The sequence below is a fragment of the Allobosea sp. NPDC003192 genome, assembly GCF_050275675.1.
GTDB lineage: Bacteria > Pseudomonadota > Alphaproteobacteria > Rhizobiales > Beijerinckiaceae > Allobosea.
This window is the reverse complement of the sequence record NZ_JBNNPK010000020.1, coordinates 96,184-109,224: the sequence shown is the minus strand read 5'-3', so window position 1 is coordinate 109,224 and position 13,041 is coordinate 96,184. Positions and strand designations below refer to the sequence as shown.

The following is a 13,041-nucleotide window of genomic DNA, read 5'->3' as shown; positions in this document are numbered from 1 at the left end:
CAGCGAGGCCGAGTTAGCGCGGCAACGCATCGACACGATCCTTCGCCTCCTGGATGCCCCCGACCTGCGCCCGCGCATAAAGCTCGCGCGCCCTGGCGATCTCGCCGCGCGTGCCATAGGTCCCCCAGGCCGACAGGATGCGGGGATCGTAGGTCTCCGCGAGCATGAAGCTCGCCCGGGCACTGCCCATTTCGGCGGCGCGCTCGAGCACGACCCGGGCGGAGCCGATGTCCCCCTGCCCGAGCAACGCGCTCGCCCGGGCAATCAGCCGCATCGCCTCGGGGCTGTTCCGAGCTTCTCCAGACGTCGGCGGCAGCGTCGCGCCGGCGACGATCGCTTGCGGAGGCTTGGGTGTCTCCCTGGATACGGCCGCAGGCTGCACCGGCGCGACACGTAGCGACGCCAGTTCCTCCGCCGCGGTGACGGCACGGTCGTGCTCCTGCTGGAGAGCCTGACGCAGGTCGGAGATCGTGCTCTCGCTCGCCTGCTTGAACTTCTCCGCTTCGCCGCGGGCCGTTTGCAGCTGTGCCAGCTGGGCCTCGGCTTCGCGCTGTGCAGCCGACAGCTCGCCCGCCAGGGCGGCCCGTTGCGCGCGTTCCTGCTCGATGGCCTGACGATACTGCACGGTGCCGGCAGCCTGTTCCTGTCGAAGCGCCGCGACCTGTGCGAGGGCTGCCGCCTTCTGCCGCTCGAGGTCGAGCCCTTGCGCGGTCCGCGCCGCCTCCGCCTGCCGGAGTTGGCCCGCCTCCTCGCTGGCCCTGCGCAATTGTGCCGCCTGCGCCTCGATCTCGCGTCGCGCGGTCGCCAGCTCGGTCACCAGAGCGGCGCGCTGGGCACGCTCCTCTTCGAGGGCTTGGCGATGTTGAGCCGCGGTCGTGGTCAGCGATTGTCGTGCCGCGGCGGCCTGAGCGAGGGCGGCCGTCTTCTGCCGCTCCTGTTCCAGCACCTGCCCGGCTTTCGCCGCCTCCGCCTGTCTGAGCTGACCCGCCTCCTCACCGGCCTTGCGCAACTGCGCCGCTTGCGCTGCGACTTCGCGCTGTGCAGCCGACAGCTCGGCCGCCTGCATGGTGCGCTGCGCGCGTTCCTGGTCGAGGACCTGGCGATACTGGGCGGTCGCCGAGCCGAGCTCCTGACGCGTCGCCGCCAGCTCCTGCGCGAGAGCGGCAGCCTTCTGCCGCTCCTGCTCCAGCGACTGGGAACCCGTTGCCGTCGCGAGTTGCTTGAGCTGCTCGATGTCGTCATTTGCACTCCGCAGCTGCGCCGCCTGCTGCTGCAGTTCGCGCTGCGAGGCCGCTAGCTGATCGGCCAGCGCGGCATGCTGCGCGCGCTCGTCATCGAGCGCATGACGATGCTGCGCTGCCGCTGCGATCAATTCCTGCCGCGCAGCTGCGGCCTCCTGCGCCTGAGCCGCCGCCTTGTCCTGCTCCTGCCGCAGTGACTGCTCGTTCCTGCCGGCATCGGCCTGCAATTGCGCTTTCAGCGCTGCAATAGCGCCACGAGCTTCGGCCAGCTCCCGCGCCATGACAGCGGTGTCCGAGGCCTCGCCCGCCGGCAAAGCGACAGGCGCGGGCTCCCGCAACCGGCCGGTTTCCGGTCGATTTGCATTCCGCGGGACGAGGAGAAGCAGGATGGCGGCCGCCACGCCGCACGCCAGGGGGATGAACCGGCGCCGCAGCGGCGCGTGGTCAGGCCTATCGGATTTTCCCGGCCTGTCCTGCCGGTTATCAGCGGCCTTGCTGCGCCCCGGCACGGCGGGCGACGTAGCTGCCAACGTCCAATGAGCAGTGTCGATGGTCAGGCCTGCGTCGTTCCTTGCGACGACGGCCTTTCCATCTCCCGATGCGCTTTCGATCGCGTCGCGCATGTGGCTGACGCCTCTTGGTCGGCGGCATGGCCCTGGCGAACCGGGCGCACGAGCGACTTCGTTCCGGCCGATGCGAGCCGCGGCGCCTGTGCGAGAACGCCTGCGAGAGCGTCGACCACCCCCTCGCAGCGATCGAGCTGACCTCAGATCGGACAGGTCCAGAAGACGGGCAAAGGGGCAGGAGATTGCCCGAACGGAGTACCCTGCCGAGAGCAGCCAGCTCGCTAGTCGCTGACGCCCTCGCGCGCCACGATCGCCATCAAGGTCGCCATCAGCATGGCGCAGAGCTTGGGCTTGCCGTCGGTCACCGCGAAGACTTCGGCCATGGCGAGCGTCAGGGTGCGGCCGGCCTTGACCACCCTGCCCTTGGCGATCAGCTCGTCGCCGGTCGCGGGCGCCAGCAGGTTGATCTTGAACTCGGCGGTGAGGATGCCGCTGCCGGCCGGCATGGTGGTGAGGCCGGCATAGCCGGCGGCGCTATCGGCGATGGTCGCGACCGCACCGGCATGAACGAAGCCATGCTGCTGGGAGAGATGCGGCGAAGCCGGCATGGCGATCTCGACCTCGCCGGGAGCGACACGCACAAGCCGGGCACCCAGCGTCGTCATCATCGCCTGTTTGGCGAAGCTCGCCTCGATACGGGCGATCAGAGTGGGATCGGTCGTGAGGTCAGCCATCGGCCTTCACTCCGCGGCGATCGCGGGCGGAGCTTCGCGCTCGACATGCGCGATCGCGGCGCGCAGCTCGGCGAGCCCGGCGCCTGCCGCGACGCAATGCTCGGCGAGATGGCGGCGGAACAGGCGCGAGCCGCGCCGGCCGGGGAAGAGGCCGACGAGATGGCGGGTGAAGGCGTGCAGCCGCCCGCCCCGTTCGAGGTGAGCGGCGATATAAGGTTCCAGCGCCTCCAGCATCTCGAACGCGTCCACGACCGGAGCGGCCTCGCCGAAGAGCAACGGATCGACTGCGAGCAGTACTTCGGGATTCTGATAGGCCTCGCGGCCGAGCATGACGCCATCGACATGCTCAAGATGCGGCAGCCATTCATCGGAGTGCTTGATGCCGCCATTGAGCGAGACGATCAGGTCGGGATTGGCCGCCTTGAGACGGTAGGCTCGCTCATAGTCGAGCGGCGGAATCTCGCGGTTCTCCTTGGGCGAGAGCCCCTGCAGCCAGGCCTTGCGGGCATGGACCACGAGGGCATCGACGCTGGCCGCACGCACGGACGCCGTCAGCGCATCGAGCGCCGCCTCCGGATCCTGATCGTCGACGCCGATGCGGCACTTCACCGTGACGGGGATCGAAACGGCCGCCTTCATCGCCGCGACGCAATCGCCGACCAGCGCCGGCTCGCGCATCAGGCAGGCGCCGAAGGCGCCGCCCTGGACACGGTCGGAGGGGCAGCCGCAGTTCAGGTTGATCTCGTCATAGCCGAAATCGGCGCCGATCTTCGCTGCTTCAGCCAGCAGCGCCGGATCGTTGCCGCCGAGTTGGAGCACAACCGGGCGCTCGACCTCGTCGAAGCCGATCAGCCGCTGCCGGTCGCCACGCACCACCGCCTGCGCCGTCACCATCTCGGTATAGAGCCGGGCGCGGCGCGACATCAGGCGATGGACGATCCGGCAATAGCGGTCAGTCCAATCCATCATCGGCGCGACAGAGAAGCGGTGGTCTGCTGCGATCATCTCTATGGTCTGGCGTTGCCGGAAACCCGCCGGCGAGCGCAGCGCCCTAGCAGATTTCCTGCCCACAATATAGGGCGCCGCCCCCCTACTGGAATGTGAGGTTCGCCTTCGCGACGATCTCGGCATAGATGGCGCGGTCGGCGGCGATGCGCGTCGCGAACTCGGCCGGGCTCGAGAAGCTCGGCAGGACGCCGAGCGCCTTGAGCTGGTCCTGCGCCTTGGGATCGGCCAGCGCCTTGCCCGCGGCAGCGTTGAGCTTCGCGACGATCTCCGGGCTCATGCCGGCGGGCCCGGCGAGCCCGATCCAGGAATGCGCCGTGAATTGCGGGAAGCCGCTTTCTTTCATCGTCGGGACGTCGGGCAGTTCGAACCAGCGTCGCTCATTGGTCGTCGCCAGGATGCGGACCTTGCCGGCCTTGGCGAGCTCGACCAGCTCGCCCGCCATCATCAGCGGGACATGGCCGGCGGCGATGTCGTTCAGCGCCGGGCCGCTGCCGCGATAGGGCACATGCATCAGATCGGCGCCGGAGGAGATCTTGAGCAGCTCGCCGGCGAAATGGCCATAGGTGCCGACGCCGGAGGTCGCAAAGCCGATCGTGCCGGGCTTGACCTTCGCCAGCGCGACGAGCTCGGCAACCGTCTTCGCCTCGACAGATGGGTGCGCGCCGAGGAAGGTGAAGCCTTCGACCAGATTGGCGATCGGGGTGAAATCCTTCACCGAGTCATAGGGCAGCTTCTTGTCGACATTCGGCAGGATGGCGTGGGTGCCGGCCGAGACGAGCAGCAGCGTGTAGCCGTCCGGCGCCGCCTTGGCGACGAAATCGGAGCCGATCGCACCGCCGGCGCCGGCGCGGCTCTCGACGACGAAGGGCTGGCCGAGATCGATGCTCATGCTGTTGGCGAGCAGGCGAGCGATGCCCTCGACCCGCCCGCCCGGCGCGAACGGCACGATGATCTTGACCGGCTTTGTCGGATAGGCCTGTGCCACGGCCTCGACGGCGCCTGCACCGAGCGTTCCCGCGGCGGCGAGCAGCAGCGCCATGCGGCGCGTCAGTTTTCCCTTGAGCATCGCTTCCCTCCCCTTTTCTCGCCGAGTGTTCCGGATCGTCCGCCCGGTTACTCCTCGAACTTCATGTTGGTCTGCCTGGCGACGTCGCCGAAGGCTTTCTGCTCGGCCTTGATCAGGCTGGCGAAGGCCTCGGCGCTCTCGGTGCGCACGATGCTCGCCGCCGCCTTGACGCGCTCGACTGTCTTCGGATCGCTCATCGCCTTGTTGGCGGCCTGGTTGAGCTTCTCGACCAGCTCGCGCGGCATGCCGCCCGGCCCGAGCAGGCCGAACCAGAGCGGCGGCGCCGAGAATTCGGCAAGGCCGGCCTCCTTCATGGTCGGGATGTCCGGCAGGCCGGGCCAGCGCTGCGGATTGGTCGTCGCGAGGATGCGGACCTTGCCGGCCTGCGCGACCTCGATGAACTCGCCGCCGATCATCATCTGGACATGGCCAGCGACGAGGTCGTTCACCGATGGGCCGCTGCCGCGATAGGCGATATGGGTGATCTTGGAGCCCGCGGCGATGTTGAAGAACTCGCCGGCGAAGTGATTGTAGGTGCCGACGCCCGAGCTGGCATAGTTGAATTCGCCCGGCTTGGCGCGGGAGAGATCGACGAACTCCTTGAGGTTCGCCGCCTTCACGCCGGGATGCACGCCGATGAAGCTGTAGCTCTCGACCATCAATGCGATCGGCGTGAAATCGCGATCGGCGTCATAAGGCAGCTTGGCGCTGATCTTCGGCAGGATGGCCTGCGTGCCGGTCGAGGCGAGCAGCAGCGCGTAGCCGTCCGGCGGCGCCTTCGCGACGAGGTCGGAGCCGAGGCTGCCGCTGGCGCCGCCGCGGTTCTCGACGACGAAGGGCTGGCCCATCTGCTCCTGCAGGCCCTGCGCCAGCATCCGTGCCAGCGCATCGGCCCGCCCGCCGGCGGCGAAGGGCACGATGATCTTCACCGGTTTGGTCGGATAGGCCTGGGCCGTCGCGACTTGAGGCAAGGCCATGAGGGAGGCGGCGGCGATGAGGCCGAGAGCGTGGCGCCTGCTGGGTTTCATCATCTCGTCCTCCCCTTTCCCAATAAAACTCAGGCTTCCGTCGCTGCCTCGCGGGCCCGGCGGAAATTCGGCATGAGCAGCAAGGCGATCACCAGCGCGCAGGCGATCAGCAATCCCAGGCTGATCGGCCGCGACAGGAAGATCGAGGGATCGCCGCGCGAGAGCAGCATGGCGCGGCGCAGGTTCTCCTCCATCATCGGCCCAAGGATGAAAGCGAGCACCAAGGGCGCCAGCGGGCATTCGAGCTTGGCCAGCACGACGCCGAGCAGGCCGAACAAGGCGACGAGGCCGACCTCGAAGGCGCTGTTGTTCACCGTGTAGATGCCGATGCAGCAGAACAGCAGGATCGCCGGGAACAGCATGCGATAGGGCGCGGCAAGCAGCTTCACCCAGAGCCCGATCAGCGGCAGGTTGATGACGAGCAGCATCAGGTTGCCGAACCACATGGAGACGATCAGGCCCCAGAACAGCTGCGGCTGTGTCGAGGCGAGATTGGGACTCGGCGCGATGCCGTGGATCAGCATGGCACCAGCCATCATCGCCATCACCGAATTGCCGGGGATGCCGAGGGCCAGCATCGGAATGAAGGAGGATTGCGCGCCGGCATTGTTGGCCGCCTCCGGCCCGGCGACGCCCTCGATCGCGCCTTCGCCGAAGCGCTCGGGCGTATCCGAAATCCGCTTCTCGACGGCATAGGAGGCGAAGGAGCCGAGCATGGCGCCGCCGCCGGGCAGGATGCCGAGCAGCGCGCCGATCCCGGTGCCGCGCAAGGTCGCCGGCCAGGCGGCGCGGAAATCGTCCTTCGTCAGCCAGAGCCGCGACAGCCTGGTGCGCTCGCCCTGCCCTTCCGGCCCGCTGGAGAGGTTGAGCATGATCTCGGCGATGCCGAACAGGCCCATCGAGACGACGACGACGCCGATGCCGTCGCGCAATTCCGGCCGGTCGAAGGTGAAGCGGTCGAAGCCGGTGTTGACGTCGGCGCCAATCAGGCCGAGCAGCAGGCCGAGGAAGATCGCCCCGACCGCGCGCAAGGGCGAGCCCTGCGCGAAGACGACGGCGGCGACGAGGCCGAGCGCCATCAGCGAGAAGTACTCGGCCGGGCCGAATTTCTGCGCGAGCTCGGTCAGGGCGGGACTGGCGACCGCGATCAGCAGCGTGACGACGGTACCGGCGAAGAAGGAGGCCAGCGCCGCCGTCGCGAGCGCGGTGCCGGCGCGGCCCTTGCGCGCCATGGCATAGCCGTCGAGGCAGGTGACGACGGAAGAGGACTCGCCCGGCAGGCGCATCAGCACCGCCGTGGTCGAGCCGCCATATTGCGCGCCGTAATAGATACCGGCGAGCATGATCAGCGCTTCGGTCGGCTGCAGGTAATAGGTCAGCGGCAGCAGCATCGCCATGGTCGCGATCGGGCCGATGCCGGGCAGGACGCCGATCAGCGTGCCGATCAGCGCGCCGAGGAAACAGTACCAGAGATTGCTCAGCGAGGCGGCGACGCTAAAGCCCAGCGCCAGCGATTGGGCGATGTCGCTCATTGCGGCCACACCGGCATCGAGATCTTCAGCACATAGCCGAACAGGACAGTGCAGAAGGCCGCGAGCCCAAGCGCGATGAGCGGCAGTTCCTTCCAGCGGATCTCCTGCCCCGCGCAGGCGCCGATGCCGACGGTCAGCAAGCTGGCGACGAAGAGGCCGAGCCGGTCGATGGTCGACGAGAACACGATTACCGCGAGACAGATCAGGAGGATCGGCCGCCAGGCGATCGCCGGAGGCGCCCAGCCGCGGGTGAGCATGCCGCGGAGCATCAGCGCAATGCCGATGAGGACGAGGGCGCCGGAGACGATGCGCGGCAGGAAGCCCGGCCCCATGCGCTGTGTGGTGCCGAACACGTAGTTGCGGCCGACATAGAGGGCGAGTGCCCCAATCGCAGCGAAGAGGAGGCCGAGCAGGATGTCGTTCGCGCCAGATGCAGGCGCCGGCTCGGCCGGGGACGAGGCCGCTCCTGCATCGCTGTCGTTCAGCGGGCTCATCGCCCCTCCCCTCAGATGCGGCGATCCGCCGAGACGCTCATTGGCGCCTTCCTTTCATTTATATGCGAATATCTGTCTTATATGCAAAACATTGTCAATCTGCCGCGCCTGCCTGCGGTGACATGTCCATGGCTTGTAAGCTCAGCCCGGATTTACGCCGGAAGCCGCCGCGAATGCGGCCAGCGCGGCGATGCTGGTCAGCAGCGCCAGCGGGAAGCGCATCAGGCTGCGCTTCGTCCAGGCGCGGGCGGCGCCTTCGTCGACCGTCTCCGCCTTCTCGAAGGCGAGCGCCTTCGGGATCATGTCGAAAGCCGACCAGAGCCGCATCGCCAGATGCGCGGCCAGAGCCACAAGCAAGGCCGGGCGGACCCCGTCATGATCCCAGCCGAGATAGAGCGTGACGAGCAGGACGAGTTCGAAGGCGGAATGAGCGGGAATCCAGAACCGGACGCGGCTGATCCCGCCCTTCCGGGGCTGGACGATCTCCGGCTTGCGGGGCCAGGCACGATCGATAACGCCATGCTCGAAGATTCCGCCGCCCAGCCCGATATTGGCCAGAAGCGCCGTCAACGCCGTAGACAGGACGATCGCATCCATGATTTTATCTCATTTACTAATTATCTTATCAACTAAGATATGAAGCAGATGGCATCTTCAAGTCAAGACGAGGCGATCTCGCGCCTGACGACGATCCTGCGCCGCATGGGCGCCGCCAGCGCGCTGCACAGCCAGGCCGTCGCTAGGCGGGCCGGCCTCGCCTCGGTCGATCTCGAATGCCTGGACATGATCCTGCTGGCCGGCCCCGTGACCGCCGGGCAGATCATGGAGCACACTAAGCTGACCAGCGGCGCGGTGACCGGACTGATCGATCGCCTCGCCAGGAAGGGTTATGTCGAGCGGGCAGCGGACCCGCAGGACCGCCGCAAGGTCATCGTCCGGATCGTGCCGGAAGCGATCAGGCCGCTGCAGGAGCTCTTCGCGCCGATGGCAGAGCGCTCGGCCGCCCTGATGCAGCAATACAGCGCCGAGGAGCTGGAACTGATCGCGGGCTTCGTCGAGAAGGGCACCGCGATCGCGCTGGAGCGCGCCAGCGAACTGGAGGGCGGCTGAACGGCGCGCTGCCAGCCTGCCCCGGTCTCGGCTATGCCCGAACGATCGGGAACAGGGCCCTGAGCCGTCCGTTGCGGAGCCACAAGCCGCCCCACATGAACAGCCCGAGATAGAGGCTGAACAGCACATGGCTGAAGAGCGGGCTCCCGGCGCGGATCTGCGTCGCCATCGCCCCGCCCAGCAGCCCCATCATCAGGACCGCCCCCAGCAAGGCCGTGCGCGGGACGAGGTAGAGCATGAGGCAGGCCAGTTCGATCAGGCCGATCATGAAGGCATAGCCGGCCGGCCAGCCGAGCTGCGCCATCGTCTCCTCGGCGACCGGCAGGCGCAGCAATTTGGGCGAGATCGATGCGCCGAGCATGAAGAGGGCGAAGAAGCCAGTCAGGACGCGGCCGGTCCAAAGCGTGGCATTGGTGTTCATCTGCGTCTCCCTTGATCCGAGCTGTTCCAGGCGTCAGCCAACCACATTGCTGCCCGCCTTTCGGCAGGAACGATCTCGCAGCGGCGTGCTCACCAAAAAGCGTTTCTTACTGATCAGTACAAATCATCGCTTGCAGCCTGACGTCAAGCTGTTATTTATCGATCGGTACAAAAGAGGATCGCATGGCACCGATGGGACGACCGCGCGCCTTCGACCGCCAGAGGGCTCTGACGGCAGCCATGGCAGTGTTCTGGGAGCGCGGCTATGAGGGCACGACGCTGGCCGACCTGACGGAAGCGATGGGGATCAACCGTCCCAGTCTCTACGGGGCCTTCGGCAACAAGGAGGAGCTGTTCGCCGAGGCGCTCGCCCTCTACGAGGGGATGGAGGCCGAGCAGATCACGCGGGCGTTGAACGAGGCGCCGACTGCGCGCGAGGCGATCGAGGCGACGCTTCGCTACAATGCGCGGGTCTATGTTCAGGACGGGCGCCCGCGCGGCTGCATGATCGTGCTGTCGCTCTTGGTAGGAACGCCAGAGAGCGGGCGCATTCGCGACCTGCTCGCCGAACGCCGACGTGTCGGCGAGGACGAGTTGCGCGACAGGATCACGCGCGGCCAGGCCGAGGGCGATGTGCCCGCCGGCGCCGATGCCCGGCAGTTGGCTGCGTTCTACACCACCATCCTGCAGGGCATGTCGATCACGGCGCGCGACGGCGCCAGCCGCGCCGAACTCGACCGCATCGCTACGACCGCCATGGCGTGCTGGCCGAGGTGAGCTGCGAGCCGAACATCCAACCGAGGAGGCCCCGATGGCCCTGACCGACTTCAAGACGATCGACGATTACCTCGCCAGCCTCGGCGACGAGAACAGGACCGGCGTGCAGGCCATATGCGACGCGATCAGAAGAGCCGTCCCGGAGGCCGAAGGCGTCATCAGCTACCAGATCCCCGCCTTTCGCCACAATGGCGGCTGGATCTTCTATGTCTCGGCCCACAAGGACCACTACTCGCTGTCCTGCCCGCCGCCGATCCCGTCCTTCGAGACGTTCAAGGACGAGCTCGCACGCTACGCGAAAACGAAGTCGGCGCTGAAGCTGCCGAAGAAGGAGCCGGTGCCGATCGGGCTCATCGAGAAAATGGCGGCGCTCCACGCCAGCCACAATCTCGCCCAGGCCGGCAAGAAGTGCGGAAAGGCGTAGTTTAGGCGGCGAGCGCCGACCTTGTCAGGCCGCTTCGCGGATGAAGCGGCTGAGGAAGAGGCGGGTGCGCGGATGGCTCGGATTGGCCAGCACTTCTTCCGGCCTCCCCTGCTCGACGACGAGGCCGCCATCCATGAAGACGACGCGATCGGCCGCCTCGCGGGCGAAGCCGATCTCATGGGTGACGACGATCATGGTCAGCCCCTGGCCGGCGAGATCGCGCATCGTCGAAAGCACCTCGCCGACGAGCTCCGGATCGAGCGCCGAGGTCGGCTCGTCGAACAGCATCAGCTTCGGCCGGATCGCCAGCGCCCGGGCGATGGCGACGCGCTGCTGCTGGCCGCCGGAGAGCTGGCGCGGATAGGCATTGGCCTTCTCGGTCAACCCGATGCGGCCGAGCAGCTCCATGGCATAGTCGGTCGCTTCCTTCCGGCTATGGCCATGGACGCCGACCGGCGCCTCGATGATGTTCTCCAGCGCGGTCATATGCGGGAAGAGGTTGAACTGCTGGAAGACCATGCCGATCTGGCGGCGCTGCGCCGCGATGGCCCGCGGCGAGAGCTTGGTCAGCCGCTCGCCGTTGAGGCGGTAGCCGATCTGCTCGCCGGCGACCATGATCGAGCCGCGATCGATCGCTTCCAGATGGTTGATGCAGCGCAGGAAGGTCGACTTGCCCGAGCCCGACGGGCCAAGCACGACGACGACCTCGCCAGGCATGACGTCGAGGTCGATGCCCTTCAGCACCTCGTTGTGGCCGAAGGATTTGTGGACGTTGCGGGCGCTGACCAGCGGCGCAGCATCGGTCGCGATCCGGCTCATGGCGTCGCCTCCGCAATGACGGGCGCTCGTTCCGTCGCGCCGCGCTCGCCGCGGGCATAATAGCGCTCGATGAAGCCCTGGCCGATGTTCAGGATCGTGGTGATGACGAGATACCAGATCACCGCGACCATCAGCATCGGGACGACTTCGAAGGTGCGGTTGTAGACCGCCTGCACCGAGTAAAGCAGATCGGCCATGGCGATGACGCTGACCAGCGAGGTCGCCTTGATCATGCTGATCAGCTGGTTGCCGGTCGGCGGCACGATCGAACGCATCGCCTGCGGGATGATCACCCGCCACAGCGCCCTCGCCCGCGTCATGCCGAAGGCGTCGCTCGCCTCGGTCTGGCCCTTGTCGACCGAGAGCAGGCCGCCGCGGATGATCTCGGCCATATAGGCGGCTTCGTTGAGCGAGAGGCCGGCGATCGCCGCCGTCATCGGCGTGATCAGGTCGTTGGTGTGCCAGCTGACCAGCGTCGGCCCGAACGGGATCGCGATCGAGATCTCGGGGAAGAGCGTCGAGAGGTTGTACCAGAAGATCAGCTGGACCAGCAGCGGCGTGCCGCGGAAGAACCAGATGAAGAGCCCGGCGAGGCCGCTGAACAGCCGGTCGTCGGAGAGCCTGGCGATCGCCAACAGGAGGCCGATGATGACGCCGATCACCATCGCGACGACGGTGAGGCCGAGCGTGACGTAGAGCCCGCGCAGGATCGATTCCGCCGTGAACCATTGCGCCACGACCGGCCAGCCGAAATTCGGATTCCAGGCGACGATCCAGGCGAAATTGGCGGCGACCGCGAGCACGAAGGCCCAGAGCAGCCAGCGCCCCCATTCGACCGGGCGATGGGCGTTGGCGACGTCGCGCAACGTCGCCTGCCGGTCGTTCATCGGCTTAGCCGCGCTGCTCATGGCCCGCTCGCTCAGTTCTTCGAGAGGTTGATGCCGGGCTCGCCGATCATGTTGTTCTCGAGGCCCCATTTCCTGAAGATCGCCTCATAGGTGCCGTTCGCCTTGAGCGCCTTGATCGAGGCCAGCAACACCTCGCCCAGCGGCGAGCCCTTCGGCACCACCGCGCCCTGGAACAGGTCCTGGAAGCCGTTGGCCTTGCCGACCGCAGCGAGTTCGAGATCGCCCTTGGCCTGCTGGACGAAATAGGTCAGCGGCGCCTGTGAGGAGAAGAAGCCGTCGGAGCGTTTGGAACGGACCGAGAGGATCGAGGTCGGCTGGTCGGTGAAGGACATCACCTCCAGCGTGGGCTTGCCCTCGGCCGCACATTTCTCGGCCTGCGCCTTGATCACCTTCTCGGCCGAGCCGGCCGACATCACCGCGATCTTCTTGCCGCAGGTGTCGTCGAGGCTGGCGATCGCCTTCGGATTGCCCTTCTGCACCGCGAAGATCACGAACTCGCGGACATAGTCGACGAAGTCGTTGGCTTCCTGGCGTGACTTGAAATCGCCGATCGGCCCCATGGCGAACTGGTAGCGACCAGCGGCGATGCCGCTCAGCGCCGCGGCGAGCCCGCTCACCGTCGCATGCTCGATCTTGACGCCAAGGAGTTGGCCAATCGCGTCGGAGAGCTCGGCGCTGGCGCCGGTCATGGTCTTGGCGTCGGTGACGATCTCATAGGGCGGGAAGGAGCCGTTGTTGACCGAGATCATCTTGCCGGCCGTGCGGATCGCTTCCGGCAATTTGGCGCGCAGGGCCTCGTCGACCTTCTGCTCGGGGATCTTAATAGTCGCGTCCTGAGCGAAGGCCGGAGCCTGCAGGAGCGCAACAGCCAGCGCGGCGGCTCCGGCGAGTTTCACGATCATGGTCATGGCGAC

The 13,041-nt window shown here is 67.1% G+C and carries 15 protein-coding genes; 3 read left to right on the top strand and 12 right to left on the bottom strand.

Translation table 11 applies throughout. The features are described from left to right. Positions 1-13 precede the first annotated feature (13 nt). From ACQKLX_RS23610 to ACQKLX_RS23575, 8 genes are all read right to left on the bottom strand, one after another. Entirely contained in the window at positions 14-1,864 is a 1,851-nt protein-coding gene (locus tag ACQKLX_RS23610) for a coiled-coil domain-containing protein (RefSeq protein ID WP_427363997.1), read from the bottom strand. 224 nt (positions 1,865-2,088) lie between these two features. Further along, the gene (locus tag ACQKLX_RS23605) at positions 2,089-2,541 is read right to left on the bottom strand and encodes a PaaI family thioesterase (protein WP_427363996.1); all 453 of its coding nucleotides are present in this window, start codon (positions 2,539-2,541) and stop codon (positions 2,089-2,091) included. A gap of 6 nt (positions 2,542-2,547) precedes the next feature. Further along, positions 2,548-3,546: a tRNA dihydrouridine(20/20a) synthase DusA gene (dusA, locus tag ACQKLX_RS23600; protein ID WP_427363995.1), complete on the bottom strand. Its 999-nt coding sequence runs from the start codon at positions 3,544-3,546 to the stop codon at positions 2,548-2,550. Positions 3,547-3,631: 85 nt separating this feature from the next. Beyond that, positions 3,632-4,615 carry a Bug family tripartite tricarboxylate transporter substrate binding protein gene (locus ACQKLX_RS23595; RefSeq protein ID WP_427363994.1) on the bottom strand — a complete coding sequence of 328 codons (984 nt, stop codon included), beginning with the start codon at positions 4,613-4,615 and terminating at the stop codon, positions 3,632-3,634. 47 nt (positions 4,616-4,662) lie between these two features. After that, complete coding sequence (locus ACQKLX_RS23590) at positions 4,663-5,646, bottom strand: Bug family tripartite tricarboxylate transporter substrate binding protein (protein ID WP_427363992.1); 984 nt, start codon at positions 5,644-5,646, stop codon at positions 4,663-4,665. Between the two features lie 26 nt (positions 5,647-5,672). Further along, entirely contained in the window at positions 5,673-7,175 is a 1,503-nt protein-coding gene (locus ACQKLX_RS23585; protein ID WP_427363991.1) for a tripartite tricarboxylate transporter permease, read from the bottom strand. After that, complete coding sequence (locus tag ACQKLX_RS23580; RefSeq protein ID WP_427363990.1) at positions 7,172-7,669, bottom strand: tripartite tricarboxylate transporter TctB family protein; 498 nt, start codon at positions 7,667-7,669, stop codon at positions 7,172-7,174. Before ACQKLX_RS23580 ends, ACQKLX_RS23585 begins: the two co-directional genes overlap by 4 nt. A gap of 141 nt (positions 7,670-7,810) precedes the next feature. Further along, the gene (locus ACQKLX_RS23575; RefSeq protein WP_427363989.1) at positions 7,811-8,266 is read right to left on the bottom strand and encodes a hypothetical protein; all 456 of its coding nucleotides are present in this window, start codon (positions 8,264-8,266) and stop codon (positions 7,811-7,813) included. Between the two features lie 48 nt (positions 8,267-8,314). Between ACQKLX_RS23575 and ACQKLX_RS23570 the strand changes: the two genes are divergently transcribed. Continuing rightward, on the top strand, positions 8,315-8,779 hold the full coding sequence (locus ACQKLX_RS23570; protein ID WP_427363988.1) for a MarR family winged helix-turn-helix transcriptional regulator: 465 nt from the start codon (positions 8,315-8,317) through the stop codon (positions 8,777-8,779). Positions 8,780-8,810: 31 nt separating this feature from the next. Here ACQKLX_RS23570 and ACQKLX_RS23565 read toward each other — a convergent pair whose 3' ends face one another. Further along, positions 8,811-9,200, bottom strand: a complete 390-nt coding sequence (locus ACQKLX_RS23565) for a DoxX family protein (protein ID WP_427363987.1) — start codon at positions 9,198-9,200, stop codon at positions 8,811-8,813. Positions 9,201-9,382: 182 nt separating this feature from the next. Between ACQKLX_RS23565 and ACQKLX_RS23560 the strand changes: the two genes are divergently transcribed. Both ACQKLX_RS23560 and ACQKLX_RS23555 read left to right on the top strand, forming a co-directional pair. Further along, a complete protein-coding gene (locus ACQKLX_RS23560) occupies positions 9,383-9,976 on the top strand; it encodes a TetR/AcrR family transcriptional regulator (RefSeq protein WP_427363986.1) in 594 nt (197 codons plus the stop codon). Positions 9,977-10,010: 34 nt separating this feature from the next. Then, positions 10,011-10,400: an iron chaperone gene (locus tag ACQKLX_RS23555; RefSeq protein WP_427363985.1), complete on the top strand. Its 390-nt coding sequence runs from the start codon at positions 10,011-10,013 to the stop codon at positions 10,398-10,400. 24 nt (positions 10,401-10,424) lie between these two features. Here the strand turns inward: ACQKLX_RS23555 and ACQKLX_RS23550 are convergent, their stop codons facing one another. The 3 genes from ACQKLX_RS23550 to ACQKLX_RS23540 are packed head-to-tail and all read right to left on the bottom strand — an operon-like array spanning position 10,425 to position 13,029. Continuing rightward, positions 10,425-11,219 (bottom strand): amino acid ABC transporter ATP-binding protein, encoded by a 795-nt coding sequence (locus ACQKLX_RS23550; RefSeq protein WP_427363984.1) that lies wholly within the window; start codon positions 11,217-11,219, stop codon positions 10,425-10,427. Further along, positions 11,216-12,127, bottom strand: a complete 912-nt coding sequence (locus ACQKLX_RS23545; RefSeq protein WP_427363983.1) for an amino acid ABC transporter permease — start codon at positions 12,125-12,127, stop codon at positions 11,216-11,218. Before ACQKLX_RS23545 ends, ACQKLX_RS23550 begins: the two co-directional genes overlap by 4 nt. An 11-nt stretch (positions 12,128-12,138) precedes the next feature. After that, positions 12,139-13,029: an ABC transporter substrate-binding protein gene (locus ACQKLX_RS23540; RefSeq protein WP_427364031.1), complete on the bottom strand. Its 891-nt coding sequence runs from the start codon at positions 13,027-13,029 to the stop codon at positions 12,139-12,141. Positions 13,030-13,041 lie beyond the last annotated feature (12 nt).

Bases quoted from the DNA above. Each gene is read 5' to 3' on its own strand.
- ACQKLX_RS23540 (WP_427364031.1), bottom strand. From the start codon at position 13,029: ATGATCGTGAAACTCGCCGGAGCCGCCGCGCTGGCTGTTGCGCTCCTG.
- ACQKLX_RS23585 (WP_427363991.1), bottom strand. From the start codon at position 7,175: ATGAGCGACATCGCCCAATCGCTGGCGCTGGGCTTTAGCGTCGCCGCC.
- ACQKLX_RS23590 (WP_427363992.1), bottom strand. From the start codon at position 5,646: ATGATGAAACCCAGCAGGCGCCACGCTCTCGGCCTCATCGCCGCCGCC.
- ACQKLX_RS23555 (WP_427363985.1), top strand. From the start codon at position 10,011: ATGGCCCTGACCGACTTCAAGACGATCGACGATTACCTCGCCAGCCTC.
- ACQKLX_RS23565 (WP_427363987.1), bottom strand. From the start codon at position 9,200: ATGAACACCAATGCCACGCTTTGGACCGGCCGCGTCCTGACTGGCTTC.
- ACQKLX_RS23545 (WP_427363983.1), bottom strand. From the start codon at position 12,127: ATGAGCAGCGCGGCTAAGCCGATGAACGACCGGCAGGCGACGTTGCGC.
- ACQKLX_RS23580 (WP_427363990.1), bottom strand. From the start codon at position 7,669: ATGAGCCCGCTGAACGACAGCGATGCAGGAGCGGCCTCGTCCCCGGCC.
- ACQKLX_RS23570 (WP_427363988.1), top strand. From the start codon at position 8,315: ATGGCATCTTCAAGTCAAGACGAGGCGATCTCGCGCCTGACGACGATC.
- ACQKLX_RS23560 (WP_427363986.1), top strand. From the start codon at position 9,383: ATGGCACCGATGGGACGACCGCGCGCCTTCGACCGCCAGAGGGCTCTG.
- ACQKLX_RS23595 (WP_427363994.1), bottom strand. From the start codon at position 4,615: ATGCTCAAGGGAAAACTGACGCGCCGCATGGCGCTGCTGCTCGCCGCC.
- dusA (WP_427363995.1), bottom strand. From the start codon at position 3,546: ATGATCGCAGCAGACCACCGCTTCTCTGTCGCGCCGATGATGGATTGG.
- ACQKLX_RS23610 (WP_427363997.1), bottom strand. From the start codon at position 1,864: ATGCGCGACGCGATCGAAAGCGCATCGGGAGATGGAAAGGCCGTCGTC.
- ACQKLX_RS23605 (WP_427363996.1), bottom strand. From the start codon at position 2,541: ATGGCTGACCTCACGACCGATCCCACTCTGATCGCCCGTATCGAGGCG.
- ACQKLX_RS23550 (WP_427363984.1), bottom strand. From the start codon at position 11,219: ATGAGCCGGATCGCGACCGATGCTGCGCCGCTGGTCAGCGCCCGCAAC.
- ACQKLX_RS23575 (WP_427363989.1), bottom strand. From the start codon at position 8,266: ATGGATGCGATCGTCCTGTCTACGGCGTTGACGGCGCTTCTGGCCAAT.